Genomic DNA, 17109 nt, shown 5'->3' on the forward strand with positions numbered 1-17109 from the left:
GTGAGTCTTAACCCTCTCCCATGGGAGAGGGTGTTAATAAGGCCGCTGTTAAATGACCCTTTTTAGTGGATTTCTTTACCGCTTTTGGTCGTCGGCAACGGCGGGCAATGATACTCCTGAAGAATCTCACCCTCCGTGTCAACCGCTTGCAGAATGACTGGGAATTTCCATAAGGTATGCAGGTGTTTTAATACTTCGTCTGTACTTTCACCTAAAGGAATGCGGTTTTGCTGGGTGTATCGCAGAGTGAGCGATCGATCGCCTGCGACATCGACGGAATACACCTGAATATCGGGTTCCAGGTTACCCAGGTTGTATTGCGATGACAGCGACTCACGAATGGTCTGATAACCCGACTCATCGTGAATTGCCCCAATAATGAGCTCCGGCTGCCGGTCGTCATCCACAATGTGGAATAATTTTAATTCGCGGATTAAGCGCGGCGACAGGTACTGGGCAATGAAACTTTCGTCTTTGAAATTGCGCATGGCGGTATCGAGACTGCTGAGCCAATCGGTATTGACGAGGAAAGGGAACCAGCGTTTGTCTTCTTCGGTGGGAGATTCGCAAATGCGCTTGATGTCCTGCATCATGTGGTAACCCAGCGTGTACGGGTTGATGCCGCTGTAATACGGGCTGTTAAAAGGCGGCTGCATGATCACATTGGTATGACTCTGCAGGATTTCCAGCATAAATTCATCGGTGACCAGGCCTTCATCGTAGAGGCCGTGCAGCAGAGTGTAATGCCAGAAGCATGCCCAACCTTCATTCATCACTTTGGTTTGCCCCTGCGGATAAAAATATTGGGCAATTTTACGCACAATCCTTACAATTTCCCGTTGCCAGGATTCGAGTAAGGGCGCATTCTTTTCAATGAAATAAAGGATATTCTCCTGCGGCTCTTCCGGGAAACGCTTTTTATGGCCGTTGGCATCCACGTGTTTGCTTTGCGGAATGGTTCGCCACAATTCATTAACCTGGGATTGCAAATACATCTCGCGGTTTTGCTGCCTGATTTTTTCTTCCTGAATGGACAAGGTGGCGGGGTGTTTGTATCGGTCAACCCCATAATTCATCAGCGCATGGCAGGCATCAAGGACGGCCTCCACTTCATCAATACCATGCCGTTCCTCGCATTGACTGATGTAATTTCTGGCAAAAACCAGGTAGTCAATGATGGCATCCGCCGAGGTCCACATCTTAAACAGGTAATTGTTTTTGAAAAACGAATTATGACCATAACAGGCATGAGCAATCACCAACGCCTGCATGGCCATGGTGTTTTCTTCCATCAAATAAGAAATGCAGGGGTTGGAATTAATGACCAGTTCATAAGCTAAACCCATCTGGCCGCGTTTATAACTTTTTTCCACCCCCACGAAATGCTTACCAAAAGACCAGTGATGGTAGCCAATCGGCATGCCTACGGAGGCGTAGGCATCCATCATCTGCTCCGCGGTAATGATTTCAATCTGATTGGGGTAAGTGTCCAGCTTATAGTCAGTGGCTAAACGTCCGATTTCTTTGTCGTAAGTTTGAATTAATTCAAAGGTCCATTCCGCACCTGTTGATATCGGCTTTTTCCTCATACCGTCTTCCTTTTGAATAACTCACGAAATACAGGATAAATGTCGGTGACATTATCGATGTTTTCCATGGCAAAGTTGGGGTAGTTGTTTTTAACCTGCTGATACACTTCCCAAAGGCTTTGATGATGGCGGGGCATGATTTCAATGTAGGCAAAATATTGCAGCAGAGGCATGATCTTCTCCTGCAGCAACTCCTGACAATAGGGCGAGTCGGCATTCCAGTTGTCGCCGTCGGATGCCTGAGCGACATAGATATTCCATGAAGAAGGCGGGTAGCGGGCTTCGATAATGGCATGCAGAAGTTCCAGTGCACTGGAGACGACCGTACCGCCGGTCTCGCGGGAGTAAAAGAATTCCTCCTCATTCACTTCCTTGGCAGAGGTGTGGTGGCGAATAAAAACCAGCTCTATTTTTTCATAATTTTTGGTCAGGAAGAGGTAGAGAAGAATAAAAAAGCGTTTGGCGATGTCCTTTTTGGCTTCATCCATGGAGCCTGAAACGTCCATGACACAAAACATAACGGCCTGTGTAGACGGTGAAGGAATTCGTATGCGGTGATTATAGCGCAAATCAATGGTGTCAATGAACGGCACAGCCTGAATTTTGCGTTTTAAAAATTCAACCGTCTGCCTGACCTTAGCCACGATGTCCTGATCGGCGGTGGCATCTGCTTCGAGTCTGGCCAGCTCGTCTTCCGCTTCGCGTAATTGACGTTTGTAAGGGGATGACAGTGCCACGCGGCGCCCAGTTGCCTGACGCATGGAGCGCACCACGTTGATGTTGCTGGGAATTCCACTGCTGGTTACGCCGGCTCGCACCGTTTTATAGGTGGTGAGACGAGCCAGTTCCTTTTTTACCAAATCCGGTAATTCGAGATCCTCAAAATAAATTTCAAGAAATTCTTCGCGGGAAAGCTGGAAGACAAAATCATCTTCGCCTTCGCCGCTGTCACTGGCCTGGCCGCCGCTGCCGCCAGCCCCGCTTTCGGAGGGGCGTTTAATCCGGTCACCGGCTATGAACTGATCATTCCCGGGTAACACCCGTTCAATACGTCCGCCCTGGCCGCGGTGAAAGCGCGGTTCAGAAATGTCTCTCGCTGGAATACTGATTTGTTCGCCCTGATCGATTTCGGTAATGCTTCGTTTACCCACCGCATCAGAGACAGCGCGTTTAATCTGGTTTTTGTAACGGCGAAGAAAGCGCTGGCGATTCACCGTGCTTTTTTTGCCGGCGTTTTGTCGTCGATCGATCAGTTGTGACATGGCCACATCCTTATCCGCATCCGGGCTGCCTCTTTCAATAATAGAAAAAAACAACCCTTTATGCTGGTGTTATTGCGATTTGCGTACACGTAAATACCATTCGCAAAGTAATCTAACCTGCTTGCGGGTATACCCTTTGTCAACCATGCGGGCAATAAATTCTTCGTGTTTCTTCTTGTCGTCTTCCGATGCTTTGGCATTAAAAGAAATCACAGGTAACAAGTCTTCGGTATTGGTAAACATCTTTTTCTCAATGACCGTTTTTAATTTTTCATAACTGTTCCATATTGGATTCTTGCCATGGTTATTCGCCCGTGCACGCAAGACGAAATTCACCACTTCATTTCGGAAGTCCTTGGGATTGGAAATACCAGCCGGTTTTTCAATTTTTTCCAATTCGGAGTTTAATGACGGCCTGTCAAAGATTTCGCCAGTATCCGGATCGCGGTAATCCTGATCCTGAATCCAGAAATCGGCATAGGTGATGTAACGATCGAAGATGTTCTGACCATACTCGGAGTAGGATTCCAGGTAGGCAGTCTGAATTTCCTTGCCGATGAACTCAACGTAACGGTGAGTCAGATGCTCTTTGATGAAAGCCAGGTATTTCTCATGCAGTTCCTGAGGAAACTGTTCCTGCTCAATCTGTCGCTCCAGCACGTACAGCAGATGCACCGGGTTCGCAGCGATTTCGGTGTGGTCAAAGTTAAAAACTTTGGACAGAATTTTGAAGGCAAAGCGGGTGGAGATGCCGCTCATGCCTTCATCCACACCGGCAAAATCACGGTATTCCTGATAGGATTTGGCCTTGGGATCCGTGTCTTTAAGGCTTTCGCCGTTATAAACGCGCATTTTCGAATAAATGCTTGAATTCTGTGGTTCTTTCAGGCGAGTCAACACGGAAAACTGGGCTAGCATATCCAGCGTTCCGGGCGCACAGGGGGCGCTTTTTAATGAGCTGTTATCAAGCAGTTTCTGATAAATTTTGATTTCTTCAGACACACGCAGGCAATAAGGAACTTTGACAATATTAATGCGGTCAATAAAGGCTTCATTGTTTTTATTGTTGCGGAAGGATTGCCACTCCGATTCATTGGAGTGAGCCAGAATAATGCCTTCAAAGGGGATGGCGGACAAGCCTTCGGTGGCGTTGTAATTGCCTTCCTGAGTCGCAGTCAACAGCGGATGCAGCACCTTGATGGGTGCTTTGAACATTTCCACAAACTCCATAATACCGCGGTTGGCGCGGCATAAACCGCCGGAGTAACTGTAGGCATCGGGATCATCCTGAGAAAATTCTTCGAGTTTACGGATATCGACTTTACCGACCAGTGAGGAGATGTCCTGATTATTTTCATCACCCGGCTCCGTTTTGGAAACGGCAATTTGTTTCAAGCGCGAAGGTTTTAATTTAATCACTTTAAACTGATTGATGTCGCCATTGAATTCCTGCAGGCGTTTAACCGCCCAGGGGGACATGACGTAGCGCAGGTGTCGGTTGGGAATACCATACCGTTCCCTTAAAATGTCACCGTCTTCCTCCGGATCAAACAAGGACAGCGGCGAATCAAACACCGGTGAGCCCTTGATGGCGTAAAAAGGCACTTTTTGCATCAAATCCTTCAGCTTCTCAGCCAGCGAAGACTTACCGCCGCCAACGGGACCCAGCAGGTAGAGGACCTGTTTGGTTTCTTCCAAACCCTGGGCCGCGTGTTTTAAGAAACCCACAATCTGTTCGATGGGTTCTTCCATGCCGAAAAATTCTCGGAATACCGGGTAACGGTGAATGACTTTGTTGGAAAATAATCTTGATAGGACGGGATCATGACGTGTGTCAATCAATTCGGGCTCGCCAATGGCCAGCAGCAGGCGTTCCGCAGGATTGGCATAAGCCGTTGGGTCGGTTTTACACAACTCCAGATACTCATTCAGAGTCAATTCTTCTTCTTTGTTGTCGACAAAGCGTCGAGTGTAATTCGATAAAAAATCTTCTGTGCTCATAAGCCATCCCCTTTCACTAAAATCCCTGGTGGGAAACGCACGTCTTGCCTTTACCACTTTGCATTTCTCTGATAAAAGCGACAAACTATCCTTAAATTTAGTATAGAACCAAAATGGTTCCCGAAGTAGAGCTAAGGCATAAAAAAATTAAAAAGAATCAAATCATTATTTATACAGATTTTTATTATTCAAAATTAATTGTACCCAGAATGGAGCAATGTTCATGCCAGAGACCACGGTTTATTTGAAAAATTACCAATCCCCTGTATTTACAATCAAAACGGTTCAATTGAATTTTGAACTGTTTGACGATCATGCGCTGGTGACGAATGACATGACGGTCAAACGACAGTATACAGGCCCCCTGCAACTGTTCGGCGATGAACTGGAATTGGTCAGCCTTCATATCGATGGCCGTCAGGCAGAGGAAAAAAATTACCGTTTTGTGGATGGTCATCTGCTGATTGAAAATTGCCCCGATGAAGCCACAATAACGGTAGTGACCCGCATCTATCCACAGAAAAACAGCAAACTCTCTGGCCTGTATCGTTCCAATCAGATGTTTTGCACCCAGTGCGAAGCGGAAGGTTTTCGCCGCATCACCTATTTCCCGGACAGGCCCGATGTCCTGGCGACCTATACAACCCGCATCTGTGCTGACAAAGCCAAATACCCCGTGCTGTTATCCAATGGCAATCCGGTTGACCGCGGTCTGGCAGACGGCGGCAGGCATTGGGTAGTCTGGCAGGATCCGTTTAAAAAACCCTGTTATCTCTTCGCACTGGTTGCCGGCAATTTAAGCTGTGTTGAAGACCAGTTTACCACCTGCTCCGGGCGCTCGGTGGATTTACGCATTTATGTGGAACCCGGCAACGAAGACAAATGCAGCCATGCCATGGAATCGCTAAAACGCGCCATGCGCTGGGATGAAGAGGAATATGGACGTGAGTACGATCTGGATATTTTCATGATTGTCGCCGTCAGTGATTTCAATATGGGTGCGATGGAAAACAAAGGCTTGAACATTTTCAATTCCAAATACATTCTTGCACGCCCCGACACAGCCACCGATCAGGATTTTGCTGACATTGAAGGAGTGGTTGGCCATGAGTATTTCCATAACTGGACTGGCAATCGTGTGACTTGCCGTGACTGGTTTCAGCTTAGCCTGAAAGAAGGGTTAACCGTTTTTCGTGATCAGGAGTTTTCCCGGGACATGCATGCCCGTGATGTTAACCGCATTCTGGATGTGAAGGTGTTGCGAGCCCAGCAATTCCCGGAAGATGCCGGGAGTATGGCTCATCCGGTACGCCCTGAATCCTATCAGGAGATCAATAACTTTTATACGGCAACGGTTTACAACAAGGGTGCGGAAGTCATTCGCATGCAGCAAACCCTGCTGGGAAAGGCCGGTTTTCGCCGCGGGATGGACCTGTACTTCAAGCGGCATGATGGCCAGGCAGTCACCATTAATGATTTTGTGGCGGCGATGGAAGACGCCAATCAGGTTGACTTGACCCAATTTAAACGCTGGTACAGCCAGGCTGGTACGCCGGAAATTACCGCAAAAACCAAGTTTAAAGACGATTGCCTGACCTTAACATTAAGCCAGTATTGCCCGCCCACGCCTGAAGCCAGTGAGAAAGCGCCTTTCCATATTCCGGTGCGTATGGCTTGCTTTGATGAACAGGGGTTACCGATTCCGTTAGAGAAAGAGGTGCTTGAATTGCGTGAGCAAGAGCAAACCTTCACCTTTCCGGGTTTAAAGAAGAAGCCCTTCGTGTCCTTGCTGCGTGATTTTTCTGCGCCGGTTAAACTAAAACGTGACCTGAGTCAGGACGAATCGCTGGCGTTGCTTCGCTTTGAAAGCGACGGGTTTGCCAAATGGGACATTGCCCAGCGACTGGCCATTGATTGCATTGATGGTTTATTAAAAACCAACAAATCACACTGGTCTATCCCCGCGCCGCTGCTTCAGGCGTCTCATCATGTGCTGCTTGATGAAACCCTCAACAGCGCATTGCGGGCTGAACTTTTAAACCCGCCCTGTTTCGAGGAGGTTACCTCTTCCCTGCAGGAAATTGATGTCGATGCCGTGGAGGCTGCGCGTGATTTTTATCGCGCCGCCTTAGGCGAGGCATTGTATGGCTCGCTGTCTGAAACCTACCAGGCGTTGTGGCGTGAAGAAAAACATCAGATGGATGCGCAGGCTTACCAGCGGCGCAAATTACGCAACGTCTGCCTGTGGTTGATGATGAAGGCGCGCGAGAAAGAAACCCTGCCGCTTTGCCAACAGCAATTTGCAAAGGCTAAAACCATGACCGACCAAATGGCCAGCTTTGCCTTATTAAACAATAGTCAGGACAGTGCGGTTCGCGAAGAGACGGCCGAGCGCTTTTTCGACCAGTGGCAAAACGATGAACTGGTGCTTGATAAATGGTTTGCCGTACAGGCCACAGGCGAGGCGGCCAATACGTTGGAACGGGTGAAACAATTAGTCCATCATCCGGCGTTTTCTCTAAAGAATCCCAACAAAGTGCGCTCGCTCATTGGGGCGTTCTGTATGAGCAATTACCGGCATTTCCATGCGTTAAACGCCAGCGGCTATGGGTTTTTAACTGATATCCTGGTTGAACTGGATAAAATGAATCCCCAAGTGACTGCAAGACTGGCCACGCCGTTCACCCGCTTAAGACGCTTTAATAAACCAAGACAGGAATTAATGCGTAACCAATTGGAGCGGCTGAACGCGCTGGAATTATCGCGTGACCTGAAAGAAATTGTCAGCAAGAGCCTTAAAGATTAAAGAGGATTCATGGTTAATCGTTATGCTGTGATGGGCCATCCTGTGGCCCATAGTTTATCGCCGTTTATTCATGAACAGTTCGCTCTTCAGAGTGGTGTTTCGTTAAGTTATGAAAAAATCGCTGTTGAGCCCGGTTATTTTGTGACGGCCGTGCAGGATTTTTTTGCTGCTCAGGGGAAGGGGCTTAATGTGACCCTTCCTTTTAAAGAAGAGGCCTACCAGCTGGCAGAACAGGTAACGCCGCGTTGCCGGCAAGCCCGTGCAGCCAATACCCTGTGGATGAAGCAAGGGCATTTGCACGCGGACAACACGGATGGCATCGGCTTAATTCGCGATTTGAAAACCCACATCTCCCTTGCCGATAAGCACGTGTTAATTTTAGGAGCAGGCGGCGCGGCGCGGGGAATTATCGCGCCGCTGCTGGCGGAAGGCATTGCTGGCCTCACTGTCACTAACCGCAGCCTTCACCGTGCGGAGGATTTACAGGCCGATTTTCCCTCCATTCATTGCCAGGCCTGGGGAAGCTCCTCGCCATTTGATCTTCTCATCAACGCCACGTCTGCCGGTACCCGGCAGGAGGAAATCAGCTGGCCTGCGGGGGCAATCAAGGCGGATTCATTCTGCTATGACTTGTCTTATACACTGCAGGGCAGTACGCCGTTTGTCACCTGGGCAAGGCAAAGGGGCTGTGGGGTAGCAGATGGTTTGGGCATGCTGGTAGAGCAGGCTGCTGAGGCATTTTTTATCTGGCATGGTCTTTTTCCGGAACGTGCAGCAGTGCTGGCCCTGTTGCGCGAAAAGCAGCTTGGGAAACGCTAGGAAAAGAAATCTTCAACGGCCGCTTTGGCATTGATGGTGTCATCATAACCCAGCTGAATGAGTTCCTGAGTGAATTCCTTTTCAAACAAGAGAAAACTAAGCAGATCGCCCGAGTGACTTTTGGCCCCAAGCGTATTCAGCAGGAAACGCAGCAGTGCCGGCATGTTTTTGTATTGTTCCTGAGCAATGGCGGCCATGTCGATGCTGGGGCGCAAATGCAGTGTCTCAATGGGACGCCAGGGGGAGCGGCGTTTTTTCCATAAGGAAATCATGCGGGCGATGTCGTTCATGCGATTGACGAGTTCAATATCCCGGTCGAGGTTATCCAGGAACAGGCCGTTCAGCATGCCTCCCAGGATGTGTGCAAAACCAATGTCGCCATTGCGTAATTTTTCGGTATTGGTTGCCTCCGGCAATTGCCGTGTGCCAAGGATAAGAATCTTTTCAACCTGGCAGCGTATGGCGCCGCGCAATGGAGAAACCAGCCCCATACTGCCGTCCCCGTAATGAAGGCCATTGATTTTAACAGTGGGGAAAAACAAAGGCAGCGCACCGGAAGCCAGAATGTGCTCCATTCGTAAGTTGGTGCGCTCACTCATGTGCCTGGGGTAATTCCAATCCTCAAAAAAGGCATCGGTATGCTGGTAAAAGGAAACGGTTTGATGGGTTTCATAGCAGTTGCTGATGACTTCAAGCGTTTCGATGTGATTATCGATGATGTGACGCTCGATGGCCTCAAAATCGACATTGCTATTGATGAAGTCGTGCAGAGGAAGCGTATTGAGCAGATAACCGGATTGCCGCTGTTTGATGATCATGTGGCTTAAGTTGCGGAAAACCGATTTGCTTAACTCATAATTACTTGCGTTATAAATCTGCGAACAACGGATTTCGCCCCAGAGACCCACCAGCTTTTCCACGCCAGCCGGGAAGTCCGTTGCGTTTTCAGCCAGGATCGCTGCATTGATGCTGCCGACGCTGACACCGCTGATGACTTCAAAGGGTATCTTCTTAACCCCAAGAATGGTGCTGATGGCTTGCAATACGCCGGCCTGATAGGCGCCTCGAGCACCGCCGCCAGCAAGATAAAGGGCTTTTTTAGCCATGGACTCTTATTCTTAAAATTAATGTTGAAAATATAGATGACTTCGGGTGTTTCTGGCAAGCCTCTTAAGAAAGCCAGGATGAATTGTTTAAATTTCCACTGAGCAGAGGGATTTATTTCATTACATCAGCATTCGTTAAGCAACGGTTTGCTATAGTAATAATTATTGCCATCAATAAGGTGTAGTAATGAGTCAGGATAAAATCCCCAATCCCCCACCCAGTTTTGTACCCGAAACCGATCTCGACGAGGAATTAACTCCGGAAGCCTTGCGTAAAAAAGCCACTGAGCATGCACGAAAATTGCAGGAGCTTAAGGACCGGACATTTGAAGGCCATCCACCGGCTAATCCCGGTTTTGTAATGGATATGCTTAAAGCCAAAATACCCGGTCTGACCGGGTTGCTGCAGGGCATGGGTAGGACTGGCGGCACCATCAGCAGTCTTATTGCTGCAACAGGTCACGTGTCTCAGCCGCTGCAGGCGGCGGGCTCCGGGTTTCACATCGCCGGCGCTGCCCTGGCGGCGGTTGATTTTATTCGTATCCCTCTTGTTTCTCTGGCGGCATTCATCGCCGGTGAAAAGCCGATTACTCTGTCTAAAACGGGACGCTGGTTGTATTCAGCCGTGGGACTTGGACTTGCATTAACTGCCATCCTGGTTCCGGTTGCCGCGCCTTACATTGGTGTAGCCGCTGCGGGTATCGCTTTGGGAGTCAGTGTCATTACGCTGGGAAATATGATTTATCAACGCCAGAAGTTGAAAAAATCCCTGAAGGAAACGGAAACAAGCATTGAAACCGGCATGACGGAGTTAAAGGCCATTGCTTCGGAAGCTGAGCAATTGGAGCATGAGCTTGGAACACTCGATGCGACCAAGGATTCAGGACGAATAAGCCAAATCGCAGACCGTCTGACAACGCTTGACAAGCAGGCGGAGAAGTTGGAGAAGGATCTGCAGGGATTGTACGATAAACAGGCCACTGACAAAGTCAAACTCAAAAAAATGGGCGTCACCGCCTTTATGGATAAGGGTGTTGCCATTGGTTTAGGCTCCATGGTTGTGATTGGCGCCGTTGTGAGCCTGTTTTTTCCGGTGGCTGGCTTAAGCATTCTGGCTGCCGCAGGTGTCATCGGCGTCAGCTATGCGGCGGGGCGTTTCCTGGGGCCCATGGTTGCGCCCTATCTTAAAAAATTTGGCAGCTGGGTTGCGAGTAAATTCAGTCAGGACAAGGACAATTCCAACGAACCCTCGCCGGAGTTAATCGATGCCGACAAGGAAAAGGTTGCCTTGACAGGCAGTGATGCGCTTGCTGAAAAGGATACAGAGTTAAGGATTGAAAACCCGCACCCGCGCTTAAGTCTGTTAACTGGGCGCTCCAGAGAGGAACTCATTAAGCTTCGCCAGGATCTGGAAATCCAGGAAGAGCATATGGATGAAATGGATCGCAAACTCACCACCCTGGTCGAAAAAAACGATGCCAAAGGGGTTTTGAATTTCTTTACCCAATTAAAACAAAATCTCAAGGCCGAATGTCCGCATGAAAACCTGAGTTGTGTCTCTGATCTGTTTGAATCCATTAAACCTGCTCTGAAATTACTGGGGCAAGCCGTTAAGCAAATCAGGGACGGTGAATTGAAACTCAGTGAGAAGGAGCAGCTTGATTTGGAAAACGCAGCTGACTTCACGATTTCGCTACTGGAAAAACCCGAGGCATCGATGATGTTGGCTATTGCTAATGAACATCATGCCAAGGACAGTTCACCAAGCACTTCCGTCGTTCAGAATAAAGAGGAGGATGAGGAGGAAGGTGAGGAGGAAGGTGAGGAGGAAGGCGAGGAAGCCAAAGGCCACAAGCCAAAGTAATTTCTACGATTGCAATCCTCAATAAAGTGGTATAGCTTAGTTAATCTTGATATGGATTGATGAGGCGGCGGCTCATGCTAGCATTATTTCGTGAGCAACCACGCGCTTTCCACATGATTTTCATGCTGGAAATCTGGGAGCGGTTTGGTTTTTATACGGTACAGGGCATTCTTACCCTGTATTTCATGCGGTTTTTAGGATTCAGCGACAACGAAGCCTATTTTGCTTTTGGCGCTTTTTCGGCTTTGGTGTATGGAATGGTCGCTTTTGGCGGCTACCTCGGCGATAAAGTACTTGGTACCAAGCGAACCATCGTTCTGGGATTAATCACACTGGCTCTGGGCTACCTCGCGCTGGCTTTCGCAGACGAGGAGCGCGTTTTTCTTGCGCTTGGCTTAATCTGTGTGGGTAATGGTTTGTTTAAGGCAAACCCCTCCAGCCTTCTCGCCAAATGCTACACGGAAGACGATCCCCGCCTGCACGGCGGTTTCACCTTGTATTACATGGCCATTAATTTAGGCTCAACGGTGGCTCTGATTGCCGGGCCTGCCATTTCTTCCCGCTATGGATACCCCTACGCTTATTTTGTGAGCTTCATCGGACTGGTATTAGGATTGGCCAACTATTGGTTTCAGCGTCAGCATGTTGCGAATGTGAATACCGAAGCAGACAATAAAGTCATCCAGTTATGGCAATGGGCTGTGGTGGTTGCCGGCATTGTCTCAGCGACCTTCGCCTCGGCCTACCTGTTGCAGCATGTGATGATTGCTCAGGAATTAGTCTGGCTGGTGACGGCAATTGTCGTGGGGATTTACTTTGTTTATATGCGCCGCGAAAAGAATCGTTCCTTCCTGCGCATGGTTGTGGCGTTGGTGCTGATGATTGAAGCCATTGTTTTTTTTACTCTTTATCAACAAATGCCGACCTCATTGAATTTGTTTGCGGTCAATAATGTGCACCCGGTCCTGTTAGGCGTCACCTTCGATCCCCAGACTTTCCAGGCACTGAATCCCATCTGGATTATTATCATGAGTCCCATTCTGGCCTTGTTTTACAGCCGCCTGCACAAATCACGCGTGCATTTCCACATTCCCTACAAATTTGCAGTAGGCATGATTTGCTGCGGCATCAGCTTTACCCTCCTTTATTTTGCACGTTTTTTTCATGACGAGTCCGGCTTGGTTTCGTCCTGGTGGCTGGTGGCCAGTTACTTTTTCCAAAGTACCGGCGAATTGTTTGTTTCGGCTCTCGGCGTTGCCATGGTGGCTGAACTGGTGCCTGCCCAGATTGCCGGTTTTGTGATGGGCATGTGGTTTCTCACGTCTGCGGTGGCCGGGTTTATCGGTGCTTCCGTCGCTTCCTTTACCGCGTTACCTGAGCATGTGAAACCGGGTTTGGAGTCTTTGGCTATCTACACCAATGTATTTGCCTGGATTGGCTTGGTAACTCTAGCCATTGGCATTTTCATGTGGTTAATTTCCGCACGCTTAAGCCATTACATCAAAACCCCTCAGGATGAATAAAATAAAGGGTTTTCTTGCTCCATTGTAAGTCTTTTATCACAATAATGCAGAGTAAAGAGACCCGTACCCTGGATGTTAAGGCACATTCTGTGTAGGCGGTGGTGACGACAGGGACGGAATTAGCCATCATCACGCGCTTTGGGTATTCTCCGCACGCCCCCTTATCTGTTCCTGAATACTCACTTCCGGTATCGGAATAAATTTTATTTTCAATACCATGCGCCTGTTAATATTTGTTTAATAAACATTCAGTATGATCCCAGGTATGCACTGCTCGCAGTGAATCAACATAATCCAGTGGAGTACTGACGTGAGTTTACCTCCTGTAACCAGAAAAGCGACGTTAAAAGTAATCGCCAAGGCTAAAAAGGCGGGCATCGATCTGAAGCCGATAGTTCCAGCTGTTTTTTTAGATGAATCAGACAGTTCAAAGTCTGAGCCTGCAAAGGCTGGGCTTCAAGATTTACTGAGGTTGTTTGCATCCACGTCTCAAACCTTGACAGATAAAGAGCGGTACTATGTTGAAGCGTTGATTGCAGCCCATTTAAAAGATATGGAGAAAGCTTTACAAGTCAATAAAATTGCAGAAAAGAAAAAGTCCAATTGGCTTAACAAGCTTAAACTCATTCTTTTAGCCGCTGCGGGCACTGTCTTTTTTGGCTGTGAAGGTTTCGATGGCGTCACGGCTTTATTGGGTATTTTTAATCTGCCTACGGTGGGCATTTTTGTTGCCGGTACAGTCTTTTCTGTTCTGTCCATTCTGGTTTTTTATGCGTTTGACTTAGTCGAGATATCCCATAATCTGGGTGTGAATTTGAAAAGCGCGCCGAAGATGGTTGATCTCTACACCAAAGAACTTGAATCCATTAAGGCACTGCGGATAAAAATTAATTCCGAATGGCGCAAGAAGAAAACCCCACAGGAACTTGAAGAATACATAGAGTTGATCCAGGCTTTAAAGGCACGTCGGGAAGAAATTTTAAAAGACGCTGAAACGTTGGAAAAGTCGTTGGACAGGCCAGCCCTTAAAGCCGCCAAATTGGTGACAGCGGCTATCACCGGTGTCATTTTTTTCAGCGGTGGTTTTTTTGCAGGCCAAACGGTGGCTCTGGCCATTGCGGGGGCTATTGTAGGTAGCGTTTCCGCCACGTTCTGGCCTATTATTTTAGTCAGCGTGGGCGTTGGTCTGGCCGCACTTGCTGTCTACTGGTTTGTCGAGCGTCCCGGTATTGAAAACCTCATTGGTCGAATGATCGGTCTTGATAAAGAAAAAATTGAGAAGTTAACTGATAAAAAAGAGAACAACGATGAAAATCATGAAATCCAGAGCCTGCTTGAGAACATCAGCCATCAAAAAGATCAATTAAAACGTGTTTCATCCACTGAAGAAGAACTTCGTAAAGAAAAGACGGCTCATGCAGGAACAATTGGAACCGCTGGAAAACTAGAAAAAGAAGTGGATAATATCCGTGCGCGAAACAATGAATTGGTTATACAGAAAGAACATGCGGAAGAGACGCTGGCTCAAGTAACCGAAAAATTGCAAAAAGTCGTTGTTGAAAAAGAAAAAGTAGACAATGCAGCAATTGAGATGGAAAGGCGGCTTAAAGAGACTCAGGAAGAATTAAAGAAAATGGAAGAAACCCAAAAGCTGCTCGAAATAACGAGACTAGAAAATCTAAGATTACAGTCTGCTTTGAAAAAGGAAACACAGCGTGCTAATGAATTAGATAACGCGTTGGGCTTTGAAAAGAAAGAAAAAGGCAAGCTTGAACAAAAAGTGTCTCAGTTGGAATTGGCTCTTTTAACGGTGGCCGAACCCATCCGTGTTGTGGTAGAAAAACCCACCGGGGGCTTGTCGGCAGAATCAGTCGAGTTGGCTGATGAGGAGAAAAGCAAAAAATCACCGGATGAGGAAAAGGTATCACCTTTGGTGGCTTTAAGTCTGTTTACTACCCAACCCAAATCCCATTTGCCCGCCGCCGTGGTCAATGCCACCCAGGTGACCCATGAAGAACAGGTCAATGGCAAAGTATATACCTAACAGCTGTCGGAACTCATTAAATGAGGCGAGTTAGTCACTACCTGTCGGATACCATGGCCTATGGTGGCCAGGTTAAGCGGCAGGTAAACCAATAGGGAGTGGCCTTTGCGGTACTCGGGATTGATGCTGTGATAATAATCCGTCAATTCATTCTGCTCGATAAGCGGCAGGTCGGGATGAAGGACCGCCAATTGATTGGTGATCACCATGGGATGATGGGCGGCTGATTGCCAGTGATTGTACGCCTTGAGCTTGTTCACCAATTGAAGAATCGGCCCGGGGACAGGCTTTTGCGGTCGTGGATAGTATATCTCGCTCATAGTCGACAAAAACTGGTACTTGGTTGGCGTATTGACATTGGAGAAAAACACCAGCTCCTGCTCGGGATGACTCAATTTGTACTTCATGGCCTGAATGAGTCCGATTTTGGCTGCACTGTAACAAATATTCAGCCGTTGATCATGGTAAGTCCCACCCAGAAAAACAATGTAGTCCCGGGCATCCACGCAAAATAGTTGCCGATAAATGCGCATAAAGCCGATTATACGATCATGATGCCCATAAAAAACAGCCAAATCACCTGGTTTGCCAGCTCCTAAAACAGCCTCATTGAACTGCATGGCATCCTGAATCAGGTAATGCTGGCGGGTGAATCGTTCCAGATTTTGAACAAGCAGTGAAGGCAACGCTTCGCCCTGCTCCGTACTGAACAAGTCAGTGCGTAAAATAGCGCCCGTGTCCATTTTCCCTCCCTGGAAAAAGACATAAAGGGTTTACTATAGTAATGACCCTGCAAAAAAGTCAAACACCGAGTGTTTTTTTTACAAAAGGGACAGTAATTCGTCTTTGGGCAGCCAGAGACGCTTCATCGAGTTTATCCAGGATGCGTTGTAATTCATGCATGTTACGTCCGCAGCGATTAATCAGAAAAAGCGCAACACTGCTGTTTAAGTGGAATCCCCGCTTATCGGCCTGTTGCTGCAGGGCGGTGATTTTCAATTCATCATTTAATTCCCTAAGCTGCAGTACCAATCCCCAGGCCAGGCGTGAACGCAAATCAGGCAGTTGAATGGCAGACGATGCCGGTGGGTGCTGGCCGCTGATTAAGAGCGTCGCCTCCGCGCGATCGCGAACCTGATTGTAAAGATGAAACAAGGCTTCTTCCCAGGCCGCGTCCCCGGCTATCGCATCAATATTATCCAGGGCGATTAAATCATGGTCTGCCATGCCTTCAATGCTGGCTGGCCCCCATTCCTTTAAGATATCCAATGGAAGATAGATGGCCTGAGGATGCAATTGACAACAGGCTTGCAGCAAATGCGACTTACCGCATCCCTTCGCTCCCCAGAGGTACAGAAAATGATCCCCTTTGCCTTTTAACATGGCTTCAATCTGCTGTCTGATTAAACGGTTTTCCTCACCCCAGCAAAAAGTAGTTAAATTGGCCTGGTGATTCAATTGAATGGCTAACGCTAACTGCTGATTATTCATTGAGGCAAACGGTTGGCAATACAGGCTTTCCTACTCCAGGTCCAGACATAATGAACGTAAGTGGCTGTGGTAGTAATGGCAGTCAGAATGATTAAGGTTTGAATTAAATAATCGGTAATGGGGAAAAAAGCCAGTTCGAAAAGGCAAACAGTAACCAGTGCCAGTTGTAATGTGGTGTTGACTTTACTGAGTGCGGTAGGCTCAAAATCCAATTGACGCTGCACAAACCAGTACCAGGCCAGGACGCCCATCGAAATAGTGAAGTCCCGTAAAAAAACCAGAATAACCAACCACCAGGGCAGTTGCCCAATCAAGGCCAAGGAAATAAAGCTGGAGGCAATTAATAATTTATCCGCCAGGGGGTCAATGAATGAGCCAAAAAGGCTCTGCCAGCTGAAATGCCTCGCCAGCCAGCCGTCAAAGCCATCGGTAAATCCTGCAAGCATGAACACGTAAAAGGCTATCGGGTAATTTTTACGATAAAGATAAACCAAAAAAGGAATAATCAATATCAGCCGTAATACGGTCAATGCATTAGGAATATGTTTTAGTATCGGGTGAGACACAATAATTTATTGACCTTTTGTTTTTGGCCAGCAAGAGC

The 17109-nt window shown here is 47.9% G+C and carries 12 protein-coding genes; 5 read left to right on the forward strand and 7 right to left on the reverse strand.

The window, feature by feature from the left end; all coding sequences use genetic code 11:
• Window positions 1-62: 62 nt before the first annotated feature.
• The 3 genes from DYE45_RS01380 to DYE45_RS01390 all read right to left on the reverse strand — a co-directional run bounded on the left by DYE45_RS01380 (window position 63) and on the right by DYE45_RS01390 (window position 4852).
• Window positions 63-1589, reverse strand: coding sequence for a SpoVR family protein (locus DYE45_RS01380; protein WP_108293416.1), 1527 nt, complete (start codon window positions 1587-1589; stop codon window positions 63-65).
• A complete protein-coding gene (locus DYE45_RS01385; protein WP_108293414.1) occupies window positions 1586-2851 on the reverse strand; it encodes a YeaH/YhbH family protein in 1266 nt (421 codons plus the stop codon). The genes DYE45_RS01380 and DYE45_RS01385 overlap by 4 nt, the downstream gene beginning before the upstream one ends.
• Before the next feature lie 69 nt (window positions 2852-2920).
• Window positions 2921-4852: a PrkA family serine protein kinase gene (locus DYE45_RS01390; RefSeq protein WP_108293412.1), complete on the reverse strand. Its 1932-nt coding sequence runs from the start codon at window positions 4850-4852 to the stop codon at window positions 2921-2923.
• A 223-nt stretch (window positions 4853-5075) separates the two neighbouring features.
• Between DYE45_RS01390 and pepN the strand changes: the two genes are divergently transcribed.
• Window positions 5076-7658 carry an aminopeptidase N gene (gene pepN, locus DYE45_RS01395; protein WP_108293410.1) on the forward strand — a complete coding sequence of 861 codons (2583 nt, stop codon included), beginning with the start codon at window positions 5076-5078 and terminating at the stop codon, window positions 7656-7658.
• Between the two features lie 9 nt (window positions 7659-7667).
• Complete coding sequence (aroE, locus tag DYE45_RS01400) at window positions 7668-8477, forward strand: shikimate dehydrogenase (RefSeq protein ID WP_115300289.1); 810 nt, start codon at window positions 7668-7670, stop codon at window positions 8475-8477.
• Here aroE and DYE45_RS01405 read toward each other — a convergent pair.
• A complete protein-coding gene (locus tag DYE45_RS01405) occupies window positions 8474-9583 on the reverse strand; it encodes a patatin-like phospholipase family protein (RefSeq protein ID WP_108293406.1) in 1110 nt (369 codons plus the stop codon). The genes aroE and DYE45_RS01405 overlap by 4 nt on opposite strands.
• A gap of 187 nt (window positions 9584-9770) precedes the next feature.
• Between DYE45_RS01405 and DYE45_RS01410 the strand changes: the two genes are divergently transcribed.
• The 3 genes from DYE45_RS01410 (at window position 9771) to DYE45_RS01420 (ending at window position 15014) form a co-directional block, all read left to right on the forward strand.
• The gene (locus tag DYE45_RS01410) at window positions 9771-11447 is read left to right on the forward strand and encodes a hypothetical protein (protein WP_115300290.1); all 1677 of its coding nucleotides are present in this window, start codon (window positions 9771-9773) and stop codon (window positions 11445-11447) included.
• A gap of 74 nt (window positions 11448-11521) precedes the next feature.
• Window positions 11522-12970: an oligopeptide:H+ symporter gene (locus DYE45_RS01415; RefSeq protein WP_115300291.1), complete on the forward strand. Its 1449-nt coding sequence runs from the start codon at window positions 11522-11524 to the stop codon at window positions 12968-12970.
• Between the two features lie 310 nt (window positions 12971-13280).
• The gene (locus DYE45_RS01420) at window positions 13281-15014 is read left to right on the forward strand and encodes an AAA family ATPase (protein WP_115300292.1); all 1734 of its coding nucleotides are present in this window, start codon (window positions 13281-13283) and stop codon (window positions 15012-15014) included.
• Here DYE45_RS01420 and DYE45_RS01425 read toward each other — a convergent pair.
• Genes DYE45_RS01425 through DYE45_RS01435 form a run of 3 tightly spaced genes read right to left on the reverse strand, consistent with a single transcriptional unit; the run spans window position 15011 to window position 17059 of the window.
• On the reverse strand, window positions 15011-15757 hold the full coding sequence (locus DYE45_RS01425) for a hypothetical protein (protein WP_115300293.1): 747 nt from the start codon (window positions 15755-15757) through the stop codon (window positions 15011-15013). The genes DYE45_RS01420 and DYE45_RS01425 overlap by 4 nt on opposite strands.
• A gap of 58 nt (window positions 15758-15815) precedes the next feature.
• Window positions 15816-16505 (reverse strand): DnaA regulatory inactivator Hda, encoded by a 690-nt coding sequence (hda, locus tag DYE45_RS01430; RefSeq protein ID WP_115300294.1) that lies wholly within the window; start codon window positions 16503-16505, stop codon window positions 15816-15818.
• A complete protein-coding gene (locus tag DYE45_RS01435; RefSeq protein WP_108293440.1) occupies window positions 16502-17059 on the reverse strand; it encodes a CDP-alcohol phosphatidyltransferase family protein in 558 nt (185 codons plus the stop codon). The genes hda and DYE45_RS01435 overlap by 4 nt, the downstream gene beginning before the upstream one ends.
• Window positions 17060-17109: the final 50 nt, after the last annotated feature.

Source organism: Legionella taurinensis, assembly GCF_900452865.1.
Taxonomy (GTDB): Bacteria; Pseudomonadota; Gammaproteobacteria; order Legionellales; family Legionellaceae; genus Legionella_C; species Legionella_C taurinensis.

Coding starts and splice junctions, on each gene's coding strand:
- DYE45_RS01380 (WP_108293416.1), bottom strand. CDS start 1,589: ATGAGGAAAAAGCCGATATCAACAGGTGCGGAATGGACCTTTGAATTA.
- DYE45_RS01385 (WP_108293414.1), bottom strand. CDS start 2,851: ATGTCACAACTGATCGATCGACGACAAAACGCCGGCAAAAAAAGCACG.
- DYE45_RS01390 (WP_108293412.1), bottom strand. CDS start 4,852: ATGAGCACAGAAGATTTTTTATCGAATTACACTCGACGCTTTGTCGAC.
- pepN (WP_108293410.1), top strand. CDS start 5,076: ATGCCAGAGACCACGGTTTATTTGAAAAATTACCAATCCCCTGTATTT.
- aroE (WP_115300289.1), top strand. CDS start 7,668: ATGGTTAATCGTTATGCTGTGATGGGCCATCCTGTGGCCCATAGTTTA.
- DYE45_RS01405 (WP_108293406.1), bottom strand. CDS start 9,583: ATGGCTAAAAAAGCCCTTTATCTTGCTGGCGGCGGTGCTCGAGGCGCC.
- DYE45_RS01410 (WP_115300290.1), top strand. CDS start 9,771: ATGAGTCAGGATAAAATCCCCAATCCCCCACCCAGTTTTGTACCCGAA.
- DYE45_RS01415 (WP_115300291.1), top strand. CDS start 11,522: ATGCTAGCATTATTTCGTGAGCAACCACGCGCTTTCCACATGATTTTC.
- DYE45_RS01425 (WP_115300293.1), bottom strand. CDS start 15,757: ATGGACACGGGCGCTATTTTACGCACTGACTTGTTCAGTACGGAGCAG.
- hda (WP_115300294.1), bottom strand. CDS start 16,505: ATGAATAATCAGCAGTTAGCGTTAGCCATTCAATTGAATCACCAGGCC.